Here is a 16974-nt window from a genome sequence, read left to right as displayed (position 1 = left end):
ATTCGCCGTGTCCCATCTCGTGACACAGTGTTTCAACCCATAACATGAGGTCCCTCTCCGCGAACCGTATCGACGTATGAGAGAGTCAGACGAACGGGACGATCGCACACGAACCCACCCTGAATCTGCCCCCGATATCGACCCCCTCGTGACCAGTAAGGAGGGATCCGTTCGAGAGCGAGCGAAGGACGTCAGCCGGCGGACGGTGCTTCGAGCGAGTGCGGGAGTCGGCGTGGCGGCGGTCGGGCTCGGCGCGGTCGCCAGCACACCGGTTTCGGCGACGAGCGCTGGCGACGTCATCTGGACGTACGGCGAGGACCTCGACTGTTCGCAAGCGTCGACGTTCGGGGCCCCGTTGACGGTCGTCGACGGCTGGGTCTACGCGGGAACGACCTGTGCACATATGCACGTTCTCGAGGCGGCGACGGGCAACCAGGTGAAGACGATTTACACGAACGCGACGACTAATCGTGCCCCGAACGTCGTCAACGATATCGCCGTCTTCGCGCCGAACAATCACGAACTCAAGGCGTACGACCACCAGGAGGAGGAGGCACGGACGAAACGCATCTGGGAGACCGACGTCGGCGGAACGGCGACCACGCGAGTAAGTGCCCCGACGGTGTTCGACGGAACGGTCTACGTGACCAACCACGACGGCCCGCCGTACTGTTACGCGCTCGAGCTGTTTACCGGCGAGGAACGCTGGACCTACGACGAACACGAACTGGGTGAAGCGCCGGTCGTCGACGACGGCGTCGTGTACGCGACCGGGAGGGACGGCGTCCTGGTGGCTCTCGAGGCCGACACCGGCGACGTGCGGTGGTCGTTCGACGTCGGCGCGTCCGTCGAGTCCGCACCGACGGTCGCCGACGGGCGCGTATTCGTCGCCAGCACCGACGGCACGCTGTTCGCCGTCGACGGTGGCGACGAAGAGTGGCGCTTCGAGGCCGACGGCGAAATCCAGTCGACACCGACGGTCGCCGACGGCACGGTCTACGTCGGGAGTTTCGATGGGCACCTGTACGCGGTCGACGCGACCGATGGGGACGAACTCTGGCGGTTCGAAACGGACGAGATCACCAACTCTGCAACCGTCGTCGACGGCACGGTCTTCCTCACGAGCCAGGGCGGGTGGCTGTACTCCGTGGACGCGAGTACCGGCGAGGCGAACTGGGAGTTTCAGGAAACCGAACTCAACGACGACCTCTATCCGAACGCGAACGACCCGATCGTCGTCGACGGCGTCGTCTACGTGGCCACCACCGACGGCCGACAGGGTCGAGTACGCGCCCTGGACGCCGGCGTTTCCGGCTCGAGCGAGGACTCCCGAATCCTCCTTGGAACGACGGGCCATCACGATGCGTGGTCACAGACGGCAGCTGTCGACGGCCGACCTGCGGACGGAGAATCGATGGGAACCAGCGGCGACGATGGCTCGAGTCAGACCGACGGCGACGGTGAGACAGGCGGCGATGACGACGGATTACCGGGGTTCGGGCTGCTCGGGGCGGTTGCGAGCCTCGCCGGCGTGAGCTACCTCCTGGGGCGACGCGGTGACGGGCCGGAAATGGAGCGATGACAAACGGCTAGTCGCGCCGACGACTGCTCGTATGCTGTGGCGTCGGGATAACGGCTCGAGTGGCAGGGTGTACCGGCGGTGGTGGGAACGGTGCGAGCAAAACCGGTGATGACGGACCGGGGGAATCGGCGTCGACGAAACCGGTCGAGCGGATCCCAGAGCGGTCGATGCGGAGGGCCAGGGCGACGACCCCGACGTGAGGACGGTCGTCCGCTTCGACGTCGGGCCCGGGGCCCACGTCCAGACCGCACTCGAGGAGGACTACGAGCTACTCGTCGGCGAGGAGGTCGTGGCGTTGCTCGAGGAGTTCGGCGAAGAGCTGGCACGGTATTTCGATCCATCACCGTAGCGTCCCGTGGCGTTATCGCCCCGGGGCTCGAATCACCATCCATGCGCGAGGCGCTCCGGGCCGGAATCGCCATCTACAACGACGGCTACTACCACGCTGCCCACGACGCCTGGGAGGACCGCTGGCTCGAGCTCGAGTCCGGTACCGACGACGAACGATTCTTACACGGCCTGATCCAGTTCACCGCCGCGGTCTACCACGCCCGCAACCGCAACTGGGAGGGCGCCGTCGGACTGACCGAAAGTGCGCTCGAGTACCTCGAGGAGCTCCCGGCGACCTCCCGCGACGTCGGGCTCTCGCGGGTCCGGAGCTACCTCGAGCGCCTCGCCGCCGATCCCGAGGTGATCGAGCGTCGCCCGCCGATTCGGGTCACGCACGAGGGCGACGCGCCGGGACTCGAGGACCTCGACGTTCCCGAGACGGTCGTCGCCGCGGGGGTCCTCGCCGAGGAACTCGGCTACGACGAGGGGCCGGTCGAGACCGCCGGCGAGTACGCGCTGGCCGACCTCGAGGCCGGTCGCGACGACAGCCGGTTCATCGCCCTGCTGTTCGCGTTCGTGCGCGAGGCCGACGATCGCGACGTGGTGTACCGGCGGCTGACGGCGCACGTGAGCCGACGGCGATCGCGGGAGGAGGACGTCGAGGGACTGTTTTAGTTCCCGTCGTCGGCCATCCAGCGGACGGTCTCCTCGAGCAGGTCCCGGAGCCGACGGGCCTCCTCGAGCGTCAGTTCGGCGTCGGCGTGGCCCGTCGCGTGGTCGCCAGCGGCCGCGTCGACGGTGAGCAGCACGTGAGTTCCCTCGGGTCGGACCGAAACGTCGGCGCGATCGGGGTACTCACCCGGCTGGCCGACCTCGAGATCCAGCTCACCGCGAGTGACGCCGATGGAGACGCTGTCGGGCGACTCGAGGTCGAACGAGTCCGTCGGATCGTCGGCGACTCGTTCGGTGGGCTCCTCGGACGGGCGTGGAGAATCGTCCCGGGTCATACCTGTGGCGTCTCGTGCCCGGCGTTTAGCTATTGGTATCGTTCCAAAACCGTGAGACTGTGCGAGGGTGGGAGGCGGTTCAATCGTGCTCGGCGGAGTTGTCCTGTGGGTCGTACCCCAGCACCTCGCGGGCGCGGTCGATCGAGTAGTACTTCCGGTCGTTGTCGGAGATGCCGTAGACGATCTCGAAGCCGTAGTCGGCTTTCACACAGCGATCGAACAAGTGCGCACAGTCGCGGTAGGAGAGCCACATCGCCTGCCCGCGTTCGTAGTCGATCGGGGGGTGGCCCTTGGTGAGATTGCCGATGCGAACGCAGACGACCGAGAGGCCGTACTCGTCGTGGTAGTACCGCCCGAGGAACTCGCCGGTGGCCTTCGAGACGCCGTAGAGGTTCCCCGGTCGCGGGAGTTCGGTGCCGTCGAGCCGGAAGTCGTCGTCCACGCGGTACATGTCGGGCGTGCGCTCGTCGGTCTCGTAAGCGCCGACGGCGTGGTTCGAGGAGGCGAACGCGACCTTCTCGACGCCCGCCTCGACGGCGGCCTCGTAGACGACCTTCGTGCCGTCGATGTTGTTCGGGAGGACGCTCTCCCACGGGGCAGTCTTACGCGGGTCACCCGCGAGGTGGATCACCGCGTCGATGCCCGCCATCGCCTCGCGGACGGCCGCCTCGTCGGTGATGTCCGCGACGACGAACTCGCCCGGGTGGTCCTCGGTCGGCGGGTCACGATCGAGCAGCCGCCACTCGTACTCGTCGCCGAGGTCTGCGAGAATCGCCTCCCCGACGCGACCCCCGGCCCCGGTGAGCAGAACCGACTGTGCCATTCGTTCGACGAGAGGTACACGGGCGATAAGAACCATGCGATTCGCCCCGTCCCACGTGCCGTCACAACGATGCTCTCGAGACCGACCACAACGACCATTCCCCTCGCGCTCGACCGACACCCATGGACGAGTCGCCCACGGACGCCCAGGTCGCCTGCTTCGAGGCGGGCATCAAGTTCGGCACGCTCTACCACCAGTTCGCCGGGACGCCAGTCTCGCTCGAGAGCGCGGCGAGCCTCGAGCGAGCCATCGAGGAGTCGATCGAGAACCAGCCCCACTGCGTCGACGTGACCGTCGAAATCCGCCGGGAGGAACTCGAGACGGAACTCGCGGAGTCGGCCGCCGACTACACCGAGTTGACGGGACGCTTCCTCGAGGTCGAAATCGTCGTCGAGTACGAGGGCCAGGAAGTGGTCACCCGAATGGAGATGGAAGACGGCTATCCGCTGATGCGAGTGGTTTCGGTTCGGCGCTCGAGCGAGAAGGAGTAGCAACGCAATTCATCGTTTCGACCCATGTATCTCCGGCAGTTGAGAGATAGGTGTTGCTGACTCGATGGAAATTCTGCTATATCCCATGAGAGCGTGAAACAAGTATGGGACGCAAGAGACCGAGCTGTATTCCGTGCCCGAGAGCACGTGCTGCTGACTGGCCCGAGTGCGTAGGAAGCCGAGTCCTGGGCATCACAGCCCGACTGCCGCTCCCGGCGGCAGTCGGGAAAGCCCGTATAGGTGAATCTCTGTTTCACGCGCCGGCGTTCCAAGGTGAGTCCAATGTTCATTGGAATCGACGTACACAAGCGGTACTCACAGATCGCAGTACTGGACAAAAACGGTGAGATCGTCGAAGAGGTTCGCGTCGAAAACGCGAACCTCGACGACTTTGCCCAGCGGTACGCTGGCTCGAAAGCCGCGCTTGAAGCCACCAGCAACTACTACCACATCCACGATACGCTTTTAGCGTATCTGGATGTGACTGTCGCTCACCCCGGCGAATTGAAGGTGATCTCTGACTCGGACAAGAAAACTGACCGCGTTGATGCGAAACAACTCGCTCGAATGCTTCGGTTAGGCTCAGTTCCAGAAAGCTACGTTCCAACCGACGAGGTTCGGCAAGCCCGCGCACTCGTGCGCGGGCGCCAGAAGCTCGTCGAGAACCGGACCGAGTATGCGAACAAGATCCATGGCCTGTTGAGTGACCATGGCATCACTCGGGAGGTAAAGCCGTTGAGTGTGAAGGGACGAGAGTTCCTGGCGGAACTCTCGCTCCCGGCCCCGTGGGATGCGTTGTTGGAGTCGTATCTGGAACTGATTCAGGTGCTCACCGAGCAGATCGAATCGTTGGAAGCGGAGATCGAGGAACGGGCTGGGTCTCTGAAGGAGACCCAGCTCCTGATGACGATTCCTGGTGTGAGCATCCGTCTTTAGCTAATACTCAGAGTAATACCGAATAACACCGTTTTGGAGGTGGGTTTCGTCAGTATACGACCGCTGCGGGGCGAAAAAGCAGTCTCTGCATTATCTGTACTGTTGACTCTCAGCCGCATCAGCGGTTCAGCCGCTAGATTCGTTCGACTAATACCATTAAGCATAATTCTGCCACGGAGTATAACCAGCAGTCTTAGCTAAAGACGAATGGCCCGTGGCCTTTCGCCCCCATCTCACCACAACTCCCGCCGACTCCCGATCCACAGGTATAGCCCCCCGATAAACATCAAGAGGTATATTACAATGTTGGCTGGCATATAGATAATCGACACAGAGGTGGCTAAGCCGACGACACTGGCAGGTTCATCAAAATTCAACCCCGTATCTAAATGAGCAATCACAACAGGGTTCACGATTGAAATAATTAATACAAATACCATCAATTTCTTCTCTTTCCGCCAAGGGATTTGCGTTTCACAGTAGTTTTTTCTATAATATCTGACGATATACAATGGCGGGACCAAACTAAATAATGTTCCGGCAAGTGACATGCCTACGAAGAGATAGCGTACTACTCCCAGAACGAATAGAAGGGGTGCAAAGATTATGTATCCCAAAATATGAAATAGTATTAGAATCGTACTGTACTGAACAAGCGACTGGCCCCAGTCGGATCCACCCCGAGTATCGAGGTATTCTTTCAAATATGGTGATCCAATTATTACTAGAATAGAAACAATACCAACTACTTCAAAGAGGGCCAGGATCGGAATGCATAGCACAAGAAACAGTTCTTTAACTATAGAAACAGTAGACGTTCTAATGAATCTCCTATATGCGAATATCAACCAGACAGCTGATATCGATGTAATTAATGCAAAATAAAATAGATCGAGCGGTGACAAGTTTAGCAGTACAGGGAAAAAACTGTACTGAAGAACTGCTTTTGCCCACTTATAACTGCTATGTTTTTCCACAAATGTATTCATAACTGTGCCCGTAAAATAGTTACGTTGCCACAGTGGTAACCTTTCTGAGTCTTTGGCTTTGTTGAATCCCTGTAAGGCGGTGGATTAGTCGTTCAACACAGCCAATTATTGAATCTCATGACCGATAGACTCTCTGTATCGGTCACAGCGATTTCAACACATCCGTGGACAATTATATTAGAATGTATGAAAATCCACGCTACTCACGAAAGTAGAGGTCATGGATTTCGGAATCGAATCGCTATTGTCCCGAGTGACGGCCGCAGGCACCGATTTTCACTTTCACTTTCGGGCTACCTTTTAACCGCAGCGGGGATGAAGGGGGTGACATGAGCCAGACGGCGCTCGACGACGACGAACTGTTCGGCGAAGCGGCCACCGAGATGCGCTCGGACGTCGAATCCTCGCTCGAGGAGGCGTGGGCGGCCCTCCCCGAGGCCGACGAAATCTGGGAGACCGACGCCGAAAACGTGCTCGGGGTGCTCAACGGACTGAAGACCGCCCTCGACGCGGGCGACGCCGAGGACCACCTCCGGGACGCGAAAAAGTGGTACACGATGGGCGAGCGCGCCGGCGCGTTCGACGACGCAGAGGATCTCGAAACCGAGCTCGCTTCCCTCGAGGAGGCGATCGGCGACGTCACCGACGCCGGCGAGCAGGTCGGCGAACTCACGGCGACGATCCCCGGCCTCAGGGGAACGCTCCAGGACGCGGTCCCCGACGGCGGCGACGACGAAGCCGACGAAGACGAGTAGCGTTCGCTCTCCTCTCGATCAGCGCCGGTCGGGTCGCGAGACGTCCCGTTCGGACACCGCCTCGAGTAGCCGCGCTAACGCCGCGGCCGCCAGCTCGAGCAGCTCCGCTCCCCGTGCTGCCGATCCCGCCGTGGGGTCGCCGACGACGCCGTTGGCCGTGAACGCCGCCGAGTCGTGGGCGAGGTTCGTGTGACTGACCCACTCACCCCACCGCTCGGCGGCTCCCTCGCGGGCTTCCTCGAGTCGCGCTTCGCGCACGAGATCGGGGTGGCAGTGGCGCACCAGCGCCGTCTCGAGTGGCCCGCCGTGGCCCATCTCGCTCGCGTGGTCGCCGACGTTCTCGAACCAGGTGAACGAAACGGCGTAGGCGTCGTCGTGGCGGGTAATCGTCCCGGACGCTTCCCGGAGGGCGTCGACGTTGCCGCCGTGACCGTTGACGAGCACGACCCGATCGAAGCCGTGGCTGGCGAGGCTCGCGACGGACTCCCGGACGACGGCGCGGAAGGTATCCGGCGAGAGCCACATCGTCCCGGGGAAGTGGCGGTGTTCCTCGGCGACGCCGAGGGGGATCGTGGGCGCGAGGACGACGTCCCCGTCGAACGCCTCGACGCCGGCCTCGGCGACCGCCTCCGCAGCGAGGAAGTCGGTGCCAAGCGGGGCGTGTGGGCCGTGCTGTTCCGTGCTGCCGACCGGGACGACGGCGAGGTCCGTCTCGAGGTCGGCCACCTCTGTCCAGGTGGCTCGAGCGAGATGCATGCCGCCACAGACGGGTGAGTCCCCCTTGTAAGCGACGCCTCCGTCGGCTCGTAGAATAGTGATGATCAGACTCGGCGAGGGCAGGCCGAACCCGTATCCGACCCGTCGACGTCCGACCGGTTATGAGCGACGATAGTCGACAGCAGGGCGTCGAACTGGGCGACCTGGGGGAGCAGCTCCGGAGTCACGAGTACCCGGCGAGCCAGGACGAACTGCTCGAGGACTACGGCGACGAGGAACTCGAGCTGGCAGAGGAGACGGCGACGCTCGAGGAGCTCATCTCCCCGCTGAACGAAGACGAGTATGAGTCCTACGACGAGCTCGAGGGGGCGATCATGAACATGGTGGGAGACGAGGCGATCGGGCGGAAGAACTACAGCGACCGGACGCCGTACGCGCCGGGCGAGGACCGACAGGAGGAAGGTGCACCGGGGCAGGACGTCGATGGGGGCCAGGAGTCGTTCTAATGGTGTGTTAGCGCACTTCGTGTCATTCGATAGGCCAGTCCCCGCCGTGGTAAGTGCAAGAGTGCACATACGACAGTGATACTCATACTACTGGACAACAGTCAGTAACCACTCGATCGCGCTGTGACCGGCCGTCGGATTCGCTGACGGCCGATCGCGTGCGATCGATGTGTGAACCGTTTTGTCCGGCAGTATCAGAACCCCCGTTCGCTCTCGAAATCGATAGTCTGGTCCGGGAGACTTTCGAAAAATCCACGCGTTGTTACAAAGTCAGAAAACACGACTTCCCCATTCTCACCCGTCCTGAATCGCAGCGACTCGCTGAATGGACCCACTCCGCTTCATGTGGTGATTGACATCCTCCTCCGCCTGAAGACGGAGGAATCCTGAGCGTTGGAGATTTCAGGTTTGGAGTTACATCGAATCCAGACACGGTGAGAATCCGTGCGGGATTCATGAGCGGAATCGGGTGAGACTGCTGGGAGTGCCAAGCCCCCAGTACTCCTATCCTCGGCATCGTTCGACCCTCGTGGTTGTTTTTGCCCGGCAAGGGTCGAGTGGGAGCGTCAGCGGACTCGGAGTTACAGGTTGAACAGGCGCAATGCCACGTCCTTTAGGGCGTGGATACGCGCCGTAAGCTCCGTTAACCGTCTCCACGATATAGCACGGGCGGATATTATATAGCTTTAACTAGATTCTGCTTTAATACAAATGTAATGGCCGCGGTCACTGTAACCGCGAAGTTCCACAAATGAGTTTGAAACTGGAGCTACTCATCCCCAATCACACCCGTCTCTCACTCGTGGACGTCGTACGGTTCGACCAGCGTCAGGAGTTCTCGTTCCAGTTCGCCGCCAACAAACTGGATGTGCCCCGTTTCAGCCTCATAGTCGATTATCCGAGCCTCGTCCAGTTTTGGTAGATGGGTATGATGAAGTTCGATCCGGACGCGTTGTCGGTGTTCGTCTGACTCCCGCCTCGCGTCTTCGTCCCGAACCCGGTCTGCAACGCGATCTACGAGTACATCGTATTCCAGTGTCTTCTCGGATGCGTTGTCCAACGCGTCGAGGATAGCACGTCGATGTTCATTCGCTACTGCCGACAGAGCCGTATCGGGGGAGATCGCTCTCTCACGCCCCGAAGAATCGGAAACCTCCTCAATTGACTGGAGATCATGTGTTCCAAGCTCTATGTTCTCATCCATACTCTCATAACGTAGGCCCAACTGCCTGGCCCTATCGCATGGTGTACAATGGAAACAACCTGTCCGCTTACGCATCTGGCTCGGGAGTGAGAAGTGCGTGCCTCCCGAACGCACCGATGGCACGACGCAGTCGCTCCGTCACTGCCTGATCGGAAATCCCGAGTTCGTTAGCGAGTTCTGCGGTCGTACAGCCTCGTGGAATGTCGTAGTACCCCATTCGAACGGAAAGCGTCAGCGCTTCTCTCTGTGGCTCACTCAAGCCGTACCACGGACCGGCCTCGGGGTCCGTCGGATTGTATATACGGGTTAGCTCCAGGGAGATGTGCGCGTTCTCACAACAGTCCTGGCACCGACTCAATGCCTCGCGGTCAGGGAATCGTATCTCGAAATTCCACCCTTCCGGTGATCCAGTAGCACTCAGTATTTGCCCGTCGTGTTCCAGGATGCACTGAAAAAGGTGGTCCTGGCTCGCATCCCAGTCGATCCTGAACAGTGTTCGGTCTTCGAACACGTCCACCTCCGTGACGCTGTTGACAGTTGGATAGCGCTCGACGGTCTCGAGAAAGCCGTTTCCGACCGGTTCGTAGACCCAGAAGAGCGGCACGGTAGCGTTCCCACTCGGGACGAGCGTTTCGAGTTCGATGGCCGACGCATCCTCTAGATCGAGAATTTGCCCGAGTTCAAAAGCATCGGATGGGATGCGAATCTCCGTTATCACACTCATGCTCGCTTGTGCGACTAGATTGCTCGGTCGTACAAAAGTAGATGACATGGTACACCATGGCTGCTCGGATGCCAAACGGATCCCCCACTCGCAGAGCGCACTATCACCGCCCAACAACTGTGTGTTGTCTCTTCTCGAAGCCATGATACACCACCCATCCCGGTTATCCGTCTGCTAGACGAAGGCTCCTCATGGCGACTGTGATGGAGTTTACGAGTCCGGTAGCGGAGTTTCCGCTGGGGAGTGTGTTCGAGAATTTGCCGGGCGTGACCGTCGAACTGGAGCGACTGATTCCACACGAGACGCTGATTATCCCGTATTTCTGGGTGCGTGGTGCAGACACGGAGGACATCGAAGCCTCGTTCGAAAAACACGCTGGCGTGTCCAACATCCGACTGGTCGATCGCGTCGAAGACGAGTATCTCATGCGTGCCGAGTGGGAACAAGAGTACTTCGGCATCCTGAGTGCGCTTGCCAAGGCCAACGTCGTCGTGCTCTCTGGAATCGGTATGAAAGACGAGTGGCGATTCGAGGTGCGCGGCGAGAGTCAGGAGGCAATCGCCGCGTTTCGAGATTACTGCCAGGAAAACGATATTCCAGTAGCGATCACCGCCGTCCACGCAATGCTTCCGATTCAAGGGGAGGGCTACGAGTTGACCGAGACCCAACGCGAGGCGCTGGTGTTAGCTTACGAGCGGGGCTACTTCGATACCCCACGCGAGGCGTCGCTCGAAGAGATCGCTGACGAGCTCGGCATCACCCAGCAGTCACTATCGTCACGCCTTCGACGCGGGCATCGACGCCTCATTGGAGCGACGCTCAGCAGTTCGTTGTGATCGTTCGGATAGAATCTTATCTTAAACCTACTGTATAATCAGTGCCCCTATTGAACCGGGTCAGACGGCTAAAATCGGGCAAGATGGACGCAAGGGTATCTGGGGTTAGAGTCGAAGCGGTCGAATACTTTCAGGAATCTGGGACTGTTCGCACCCAGTTCGATCAAGAGAAGACACCCGCGAGCATGGCTGTTACCGCAACGCTGGCGGACCTAATCGGGACTGATCCGGTTGAACTCGACCCGCTCCACTCTACCGTTGATCCCGACGAATTAGATGCGCTCGTCCGGGTTCGAAACGGGACGAACGGAGACATCCACGTTACCTTCACGCACGAAAGCCACGCGATAACCGTACACAGCTACGGTGTGATCACCATCACACCAGAACACGAACTCACAGCGGAGAAACACGAAAGGATCGCAGGAAGATGACTTCTGAGGAGACCTCGCTTACGTCGAAGGAGGAACTGAACGCGGAGCTGAAAGCCCTCCTTCGCAGGGCCTACGAGGGTGGAATCGATGTGGAAGGCGGATTCGAGTGTCGGAATGGGGTCGAACATCCTGACTGGGACGTGATCGTCACGGAAGTCGAAAAGAACGAGCATTCGGAGTGACCGACGACGAGGGGTACCGGTCGGAGCAGATAACAGGTCCGTGTGTGAGAGAAACGCTGTAACCAAATCGCATCGAACAGGTGCCCTCAGCGCAACAGCGGCGAGTATTACGTGCGCTACTGGACGAGAGTGCGATATCTGCAGATCCCATTCTTCGAACGGGAGAGACTCTTGACGCCGGGGAGTACCTCACGATCTGTTAGGAACCCCATCACGTTCTACTCCTCGAATGAGCGGACATGAGACTCATCGAGTTCGACAGGTTCGAAGACGAGGTATGGTGAGGACTGAGATTCGACGGGATGCGTTGATTTCTCGAGCAGATCGCTGACAGTCATGAGAAGTAATCTGGTCTGGAATCGCTTCGCTGCTGAAGTGCGCGGTGGGTCCTCGAGGGACCGTAAGTCGCTCGGTCGACGACGGAACGGACTGATCTCAGTCGTCGTCGCCGATCTCCGTCCGGGCCTGGCGGCGCTGGGCGCGCTCGATGAACTCCTGGGGAAGTTCGTCGATCTCGCCGGCCTGGACGCCCCAGAGGTGGGCGTAGAGGCCGTCCTCGGCGAGCAGTTCGTCGTGCGTGCCGCGCTCGACGATCTTCCCGTCCTCGAGGACGACGATCTTGTCGGCGTCCTTGATCGTCGAGAGTCGGTGGGCGATGGCGAACGTCGTTCGCTCCTCGGTGAGCCGGTCGATCGAGCGCTGGATGAGCATCTCCGTCTCGGTGTCGACGTCGCTCGTGGCCTCGTCGAGGATCAGGATGTCCGGATCCTCGAGCACGGCCCGGGCGATACAGAGGCGCTGGCGCTGGCCGCCGGAGAGTTTGACGCCGCGTTCACCGACCATCGTGTCGTAGCCGTCGGGGAGGTTCTCGATGAACTCGTGGGCCTCCGCGGCTTTCGCCGCCGCGACGACCTCCTCGCGGCTCGCGTCGAACGTGCCGTAGGTGATGTTCTCCTCGACGGTGCCGTAGAAGAGGTACGACTCCTGGCCGACGTAGCCCATCGACTGTCTGAGGCTCCGAAGCGAGACGTCCCGGACGTCCTGGCCGTCGATGCGGATCGCCCCCTCGTCGACGTCGTACAGGCGCAGGAGTAGTTTGAGCACCGTCGACTTGCCTGCCCCCGTCGGTCCGACGAGCGCGATCGTCTCCCCGCCCGGAACGTCGAAGGAGACGTCCTCGAGGATCGTCTCCTCGTCGTAGCCGAACGCGACCTCGTCGTACTCGACGCGCCCGTCCGTGATCTCGAGTGGTTCGGGGTCGTCCTCCTCGTCGACGCGACCCGTCTCGTCCATCAGACCGAAGATCCGCTCGGCGGAGGCGTTCGCGCGCTGATACATATTGATGATCTGTCCAAACTGGGCCATCGGCCAGACGAGTTGCTGGGTAAGCAGGATGAACGTCGCGAACTGGCCGACGTCGAGCGTGCCGGTGAACGGGCCGGGTGCGCCGGCGAACACCCAGTAGCCACCGACGAGGAACGTGAGCACGAAGCCGATCCCCGAGATGATCTGCAACCCCGGGAAGAACTTGATCCGGATGCGGATCGCCCCCCAGTTCGTGTCGTAGTACTTTCGGGAGACGTCGTCGACGCGACCCGACTCGTAGTCCTCGGTGTTGCTCGCCTTGATCACCTGGATGCCGCCGAGGTTGTTCTCGAGTCGTGAGTTGACCTTCCCGACCGACGAGCGCACGGCAGCGTACTTCGGCTGAATCTTCTTGACGAAAATGTACGTGAAGACGGCGATGAGGGGGACGGGGGCGAGCGAGACGAGTGCGAGTTGCGGGTTGATGGTGAACAGCACCGCTGCGATGCCGAGCACCATCACCGACAGCCGGAACGCGGCGTTCAGCCCGTCGTTGAGAAATCGCTCGAGTTGATTGACGTCGTTGCTCAGGATCGACATCATCTCGCCGGTCTGCTTGTCGGCGAAAAAGTCCATGTCCAGCCGTTGCATCGTGTCGTACGTGTCGGTCCTGACGTCGTGCTGGATGTCCTGGGCGAAGGCGTTGAACCCCCAGTTTCGGATCCAGTGGAACGCCGCCCCGATCACGAACGAGAGGGCGATGATGACGACGGTGAGGACGAACTGTTCTTCCTGGGTCGCCGGAATCCACGCGTCTGGGACGAACTGGAGGTTGAACGGGCGCGTCTCGAGGAAGATCGCGTCGATCGCGACTCCCAGGAGGATCGCCGGAATCAGGTCCAGCAGCCGCGCGAGGACACTCGCGATAATCCCTGCCGTCACCGAAAACCAGTAGGGTCGGCCGTACTCGCCGATGAGCCGCCGCATCGGCCCGTCGACCGACTCCCGTTGCTCCTCGAACGGGTCGTCCTCGTCCCAGTCGATTCCGCTCATTACGTGCGCTGAATGGGCGGTCGGTGATAAACGTTCGCTACGAATCGAAATACCACTGCTATCCGACCGGTCGACGGCTCACCCGTCGTCGATCCGGATCTCGTCGCCGACCTCGATTTCCGCCTCCTCGACCGTCCCCGCAGGCACTTCGAGCACCCACTTCGCCTGTCCCGTGTACCGGAGATCCTCGCCGTCCTCGCTGGGCCCGGGTGCGCGGGCATGGTGAATCGTCGTGATCTCGCCGTCGGCCCCGACGAAGATGATGTCGATATCGAAGTCCATGTCGCGCATGACGTACGTCCGCTCGCCCTCGGTGGCGTGGACGAACAGCATCCCCTCGCCGGGCTCGAGCGAGTCGTGGTCGCTCAGTCCGACGTACCGCTCGCGCGGGGTATCGGCGACCTCGGCGTCGACCGTCGCTTTCGTCGCCCCGTCGTCGCCGACGATCCGGACCTCCGCCCGGTCGTCGCCCCACAGTTGGGGGAGGACGCCGAGTCCGACGAGGACGACGGCGACGACGAGGACGACGCCCGAGAGCAGGAGCAGCCTCGAGGTTCGCCCAGGAGCCATTCGCTCGAGGCTCCGGGCCAAGAAGGTAAAGGTTATTCGGGCGGACCCACTTCGGTAGCGTACGGGCTCGTGGTCTAGCTGGTCATGACGCGGCCTTTACAAGGCCGAAATCGGTGGTTCGAATCCGCCCGAGCCCATTTCTGTCGCGAACAACTCGTGAGCGACAGCACCGTGTCGCGAGGGCGGTTCGAACGAGGCCAGACGCGCACAGCGAAGTGAGCACGTCTGGACGTTGTTCGAATCCGCCCGAGCCCATTTCTGTCGCGAACAACTCGTGAGCGACAGCACCGTGTCGCGAGGGCGGTTCGAACGAGGCCAGACGCGCACAGCGAAGTGAGCACGTCTGGACGTTGTTCGAATCCGCCCGAGCCCACCGTTGCCGACGCCAACGTCACCCGAGCGGCGACAACGAGTCTCGAGGCCGATACGAACCCGGAGCTGTGGCACCACCCCTCGAGCCACGCGACTGTCTCTGGGGATGGTTCGTACTCGCCCGTGTCCGTCCGCTGACCCTCGAGCGATCGTTCGGGACAGACCGCTGTCAGATCTCAGCTCGGTGTAGGATGCGGTTTCGCTCGAGTGGTCTACGTCCTCGAACGCGCCCCAGCAGTACGCCGACCGAACGCCGTCGAGCGTGGGACGGCTAGTTGGATACTACGTCCGGTAGGCAGACCTATCGGATGAGTCGACTGTGCGTTCATGTGTAAATACAAAGACATGTGGAAAACCATTAAGAATCTGATCGGTCATACGGTTGTGTATGGGCGAGAATACCATGTTCAGTCGACGCGGAGTACTTCGAGGTGTGGGCGGAGGCGCCGTCGTGCTCGTCGGACTCGGAGGCGCTGGCGGAGTGAGCGCACAGGAAGAAATTTCCCTAACCGCGCTCTGGACCGACGACGAAGAGGAAGACTTCCTCGCCGTGGTCGACTACGTCGAGGAGGAGACCGGGATCGAGATCTCCTACCAGCCTCGAGACACCGAACCGCTCCTGACGGAGACCCTGATGGACTTCGAGGCGGGCGTCGCGACCGCGGACGTCGTCGTGTTTCCCACGGAGGGACGCGTCCGGAGAGACGGGGAAGCCGGTCACCTCGAGCCGGTCGGCGACCTGTGGGACGAGGACGACTACACGACCGACCACGATCCGGTAACGGTGGACGACGAGGTGTACGCCGCTCCGTTCGGGGGCGACATCAAGCCCGGCTTCTGGTACCGGCGGTCCTTTTTCGAGGAACACGGCCTCGAGGAGCCCGACGACTACGACGCGTTCCTCGACCTGCTCGCGGAGATTGACGGGATCGAGGGCGTCGAGGCGCCGCTGGCCTCGGCCAACGGCGACGGCTGGCCGCTGAGCGACGTGACCGAGGCGTTCATCCTCCGACAGGAAGAGGGCGCCCAGCTTCAGCAGGACCTCATCGACGGCGAGGCCGAGTTCACCGACGACCGGGTCGTCACCGCCCTCGAGGAGCTCCAGGAGCTCCTCCAGGAGGGCTACTTCAGCGAGGTTCGGGACTTCGGGGTCCAGTACGAGTTCTTCTGGGCGAACGAGACGCCGCTGTACTTCATGGGCTCGTGGACGCCGGCGTTCGGCCCGATCGAGGATCCCGAAGACCTCGATTACTTCAGGCTCCCCGGCACGGAGGCGATGGTGACGAGCATCAACTGGTTCACTATCCCCACCTACGGGGAGAATATCGACGCGGCGAGAGAGGCCCTCGAGGCCATCATCTCGCCGGAGGGCCAGCAGATCTGGACCGAGCGCGGGGGCTTCATCCCCACGGCCGTCGACGTCCCGGCGGACGCCTTCGAACTCGACATCATGCGCGAGATCTCTGAAGACGCAGAGGAGGTAGAACTCGTGCCCGACCTCGACGACGCGCTCGGCGACCCGTTCCAGGCCGAGTTCTGGTCACAGCTGCTCGGGCTCTGGGCGGAGCCGGACCAGGACGTCGAGCCGATCGTCGAGGCGCTCGACGACGTGTTAGCCGAAACCGTCGCGGAGGAAGAAGACGTCGAAGAGATCGAAGCGGACGACGAGGCATAACGTGGCTGGAGTTGACGACGACGGCGGCGGCGACAGTGGCGTCCTCGAGTCACTCGTGGTCGTCGGCCAGGAGATCCAGCGGAGCAATCCCAACGCCGTCGCGGTCGACGTGCTGTACGCGTTCACGACGGCCTTCTTCGCCACGCTCGCAGTGCGGGGTTTCTGGCCCGCAGTCATCGCCGCCCTCCCGCTGGCGGTCCTGCTCTACTTCGCCTGGCAGTCCTCACGACTGTTCCTGCTCACGAACGTCACTGTCATCGTGGTGGCAGTGGCCGCGACGAGGGCAGGGTACATGCCGCTGTGAATCGGTGCCGGTGCCGTCTCGCCCGGCGTCCGGCTCGCTCGAGGGAGACGAGAACGGTTGTCGCGAACTCGGCACGTATTCTGACGACGGTGCCGAGAGCGATCGGGACGGGACGGGGAGTATTGGAGCTACCAACGAGCTCCCCCGTAACTCACAGAAAAACCTTGCGTGACTTAGAA

General features: G+C 61.4%; 19 protein-coding genes, 1 tRNA gene and 1 pseudogene. 13 read left to right on the top strand and 8 right to left on the bottom strand.

Features of this window, described 5'->3' with window-relative positions; all coding sequences use genetic code 11:
- Positions 1–76: 76 nt before the first annotated feature.
- From NMQ09_RS03560 to NMQ09_RS03550, 3 genes are all read left to right on the top strand, one after another.
- Positions 77–1582 (top strand): outer membrane protein assembly factor BamB family protein, encoded by a 1506-nt coding sequence (locus tag NMQ09_RS03560; RefSeq protein ID WP_255193073.1) that lies wholly within the window; start codon positions 77–79, stop codon positions 1580–1582.
- A 196-nt stretch (positions 1583–1778) separates the two neighbouring features.
- On the top strand, positions 1779–1931 hold the full coding sequence (locus tag NMQ09_RS03555; RefSeq protein WP_255193072.1) for a hypothetical protein: 153 nt from the start codon (positions 1779–1781) through the stop codon (positions 1929–1931).
- Positions 1932–1972: 41 nt separating this feature from the next.
- Positions 1973–2587, top strand: a complete 615-nt coding sequence (locus NMQ09_RS03550; RefSeq protein WP_255193071.1) for a DUF309 domain-containing protein — start codon at positions 1973–1975, stop codon at positions 2585–2587.
- On the opposite strand, the gene NMQ09_RS03545 is transcribed toward NMQ09_RS03550, so the two are convergent.
- A complete protein-coding gene (locus NMQ09_RS03545) occupies positions 2584–2919 on the bottom strand; it encodes a hypothetical protein (protein ID WP_255193070.1) in 336 nt (111 codons plus the stop codon). The two genes, NMQ09_RS03550 and NMQ09_RS03545, sit on opposite strands and share 4 nt — an antisense overlap.
- Before the next feature lie 79 nt (positions 2920–2998).
- Entirely contained in the window at positions 2999–3742 is a 744-nt protein-coding gene (azf, locus tag NMQ09_RS03540) for an NAD-dependent glucose-6-phosphate dehydrogenase Azf (protein ID WP_255193069.1), read from the bottom strand.
- Positions 3743–3864: 122 nt separating this feature from the next.
- Between azf and NMQ09_RS03535 the strand changes: the two genes are divergently transcribed.
- Entirely contained in the window at positions 3865–4233 is a 369-nt protein-coding gene (locus tag NMQ09_RS03535; protein ID WP_255193068.1) for a dihydroneopterin aldolase family protein, read from the top strand.
- Between the two features lie 282 nt (positions 4234–4515).
- Positions 4516–5157: pseudogene (locus NMQ09_RS03530) on the top strand (IS110 family RNA-guided transposase); the annotation flags it as partial.
- A gap of 245 nt (positions 5158–5402) precedes the next feature.
- Here NMQ09_RS03530 and NMQ09_RS03525 read toward each other — a convergent pair.
- On the bottom strand, positions 5403–6146 hold the full coding sequence (locus tag NMQ09_RS03525) for a hypothetical protein (protein WP_255193067.1): 744 nt from the start codon (positions 6144–6146) through the stop codon (positions 5403–5405).
- A gap of 341 nt (positions 6147–6487) precedes the next feature.
- Here NMQ09_RS03525 and NMQ09_RS03520 point away from each other — a divergent pair, with 341 nt between their 5' ends.
- Positions 6488–6913, top strand: a complete 426-nt coding sequence (locus NMQ09_RS03520; protein WP_255193066.1) for a DUF5790 family protein — start codon at positions 6488–6490, stop codon at positions 6911–6913.
- Positions 6914–6931: 18 nt separating this feature from the next.
- Here NMQ09_RS03520 and NMQ09_RS03515 read toward each other — a convergent pair whose 3' ends face one another.
- On the bottom strand, positions 6932–7669 hold the full coding sequence (locus NMQ09_RS03515; protein ID WP_255193065.1) for a creatininase family protein: 738 nt from the start codon (positions 7667–7669) through the stop codon (positions 6932–6934).
- A 122-nt stretch (positions 7670–7791) separates the two neighbouring features.
- Here NMQ09_RS03515 and NMQ09_RS03510 point away from each other — a divergent pair, with 122 nt between their 5' ends.
- A complete protein-coding gene (locus NMQ09_RS03510) occupies positions 7792–8136 on the top strand; it encodes a DUF5789 family protein (RefSeq protein ID WP_255193064.1) in 345 nt (114 codons plus the stop codon).
- Between the two features lie 796 nt (positions 8137–8932).
- Here NMQ09_RS03510 and NMQ09_RS03505 read toward each other — a convergent pair.
- Positions 8933–9340: a DUF7344 domain-containing protein gene (locus NMQ09_RS03505; RefSeq protein ID WP_255193063.1), complete on the bottom strand. Its 408-nt coding sequence runs from the start codon at positions 9338–9340 to the stop codon at positions 8933–8935.
- Positions 9341–9407: 67 nt separating this feature from the next.
- Positions 9408–10064, bottom strand: coding sequence for a helix-turn-helix domain-containing protein (locus NMQ09_RS03500; protein ID WP_255193062.1), 657 nt, complete (start codon positions 10062–10064; stop codon positions 9408–9410).
- A 191-nt stretch (positions 10065–10255) separates the two neighbouring features.
- Here NMQ09_RS03500 and NMQ09_RS03495 point away from each other — a divergent pair, with 191 nt between their 5' ends.
- From NMQ09_RS03495 to NMQ09_RS03485, 3 genes are all read left to right on the top strand, one after another.
- Positions 10256–10900, top strand: coding sequence for a helix-turn-helix domain-containing protein (locus NMQ09_RS03495; RefSeq protein WP_255193061.1), 645 nt, complete (start codon positions 10256–10258; stop codon positions 10898–10900).
- A gap of 83 nt (positions 10901–10983) precedes the next feature.
- On the top strand, positions 10984–11334 hold the full coding sequence (locus NMQ09_RS03490) for a HalOD1 output domain-containing protein (protein ID WP_255193060.1): 351 nt from the start codon (positions 10984–10986) through the stop codon (positions 11332–11334).
- Positions 11331–11516: a hypothetical protein gene (locus NMQ09_RS03485; protein ID WP_255193059.1), complete on the top strand. Its 186-nt coding sequence runs from the start codon at positions 11331–11333 to the stop codon at positions 11514–11516. The genes NMQ09_RS03490 and NMQ09_RS03485 overlap by 4 nt, the downstream gene beginning before the upstream one ends.
- A 435-nt stretch (positions 11517–11951) precedes the next feature.
- Here the strand turns inward: NMQ09_RS03485 and NMQ09_RS03480 are convergent, their stop codons facing one another.
- A complete protein-coding gene (locus NMQ09_RS03480) occupies positions 11952–13874 on the bottom strand; it encodes an ABC transporter ATP-binding protein (RefSeq protein ID WP_255193058.1) in 1923 nt (640 codons plus the stop codon).
- 78 nt (positions 13875–13952) lie between these two features.
- Positions 13953–14444, bottom strand: a complete 492-nt coding sequence (locus NMQ09_RS03475; protein ID WP_255193057.1) for a DUF192 domain-containing protein — start codon at positions 14442–14444, stop codon at positions 13953–13955.
- A 63-nt stretch (positions 14445–14507) separates the two neighbouring features.
- On the opposite strand from NMQ09_RS03475, the gene NMQ09_RS03470 reads away from it, so the two are divergent.
- The 3 genes from NMQ09_RS03470 (at position 14508) to NMQ09_RS03460 (ending at position 16795) form a co-directional block, all read left to right on the top strand.
- A tRNA-Val gene (locus tag NMQ09_RS03470) sits at positions 14508–14581 on the top strand.
- 623 nt (positions 14582–15204) lie between these two features.
- Positions 15205–16491: an ABC transporter substrate-binding protein gene (locus NMQ09_RS03465; RefSeq protein WP_255193056.1), complete on the top strand. Its 1287-nt coding sequence runs from the start codon at positions 15205–15207 to the stop codon at positions 16489–16491.
- Position 16492: 1 nt separating this feature from the next.
- Positions 16493–16795 (top strand): hypothetical protein, encoded by a 303-nt coding sequence (locus NMQ09_RS03460; RefSeq protein ID WP_255193055.1) that lies wholly within the window; start codon positions 16493–16495, stop codon positions 16793–16795.
- Positions 16796–16974 lie beyond the last annotated feature (179 nt).

The organism is Natronobeatus ordinarius, from assembly GCF_024362485.1.
GTDB lineage: Archaea > Halobacteriota > Halobacteria > Halobacteriales > Natrialbaceae > Natronobeatus > Natronobeatus ordinarius.
This window is presented reverse-complemented; position numbering and strand designations above follow the sequence as displayed.

Excerpts from the sequence above, each read along its gene's own strand:
- NMQ09_RS03490 (WP_255193060.1), top strand. The coding sequence starts at position 10,984 with ATGGACGCAAGGGTATCTGGGGTTAGAGTCGAAGCGGTCGAATACTTT.
- NMQ09_RS03535 (WP_255193068.1), top strand. The coding sequence starts at position 3,865 with ATGGACGAGTCGCCCACGGACGCCCAGGTCGCCTGCTTCGAGGCGGGC.
- NMQ09_RS03515 (WP_255193065.1), bottom strand. The coding sequence starts at position 7,669 with ATGCATCTCGCTCGAGCCACCTGGACAGAGGTGGCCGACCTCGAGACG.
- NMQ09_RS03485 (WP_255193059.1), top strand. The coding sequence starts at position 11,331 with ATGACTTCTGAGGAGACCTCGCTTACGTCGAAGGAGGAACTGAACGCG.
- NMQ09_RS03475 (WP_255193057.1), bottom strand. The coding sequence starts at position 14,444 with ATGGCTCCTGGGCGAACCTCGAGGCTGCTCCTGCTCTCGGGCGTCGTC.
- NMQ09_RS03510 (WP_255193064.1), top strand. The coding sequence starts at position 7,792 with ATGAGCGACGATAGTCGACAGCAGGGCGTCGAACTGGGCGACCTGGGG.
- NMQ09_RS03480 (WP_255193058.1), bottom strand. The coding sequence starts at position 13,874 with ATGAGCGGAATCGACTGGGACGAGGACGACCCGTTCGAGGAGCAACGG.
- NMQ09_RS03505 (WP_255193063.1), bottom strand. The coding sequence starts at position 9,340 with ATGGATGAGAACATAGAGCTTGGAACACATGATCTCCAGTCAATTGAG.
- NMQ09_RS03495 (WP_255193061.1), top strand. The coding sequence starts at position 10,256 with ATGGCGACTGTGATGGAGTTTACGAGTCCGGTAGCGGAGTTTCCGCTG.
- NMQ09_RS03520 (WP_255193066.1), top strand. The coding sequence starts at position 6,488 with ATGAGCCAGACGGCGCTCGACGACGACGAACTGTTCGGCGAAGCGGCC.
- NMQ09_RS03560 (WP_255193073.1), top strand. The coding sequence starts at position 77 with ATGAGAGAGTCAGACGAACGGGACGATCGCACACGAACCCACCCTGAA.
- NMQ09_RS03550 (WP_255193071.1), top strand. The coding sequence starts at position 1,973 with ATGCGCGAGGCGCTCCGGGCCGGAATCGCCATCTACAACGACGGCTAC.
- azf (WP_255193069.1), bottom strand. The coding sequence starts at position 3,742 with ATGGCACAGTCGGTTCTGCTCACCGGGGCCGGGGGTCGCGTCGGGGAG.
- NMQ09_RS03545 (WP_255193070.1), bottom strand. The coding sequence starts at position 2,919 with ATGACCCGGGACGATTCTCCACGCCCGTCCGAGGAGCCCACCGAACGA.
- NMQ09_RS03465 (WP_255193056.1), top strand. The coding sequence starts at position 15,205 with ATGGGCGAGAATACCATGTTCAGTCGACGCGGAGTACTTCGAGGTGTG.
- NMQ09_RS03500 (WP_255193062.1), bottom strand. The coding sequence starts at position 10,064 with ATGAGTGTGATAACGGAGATTCGCATCCCATCCGATGCTTTTGAACTC.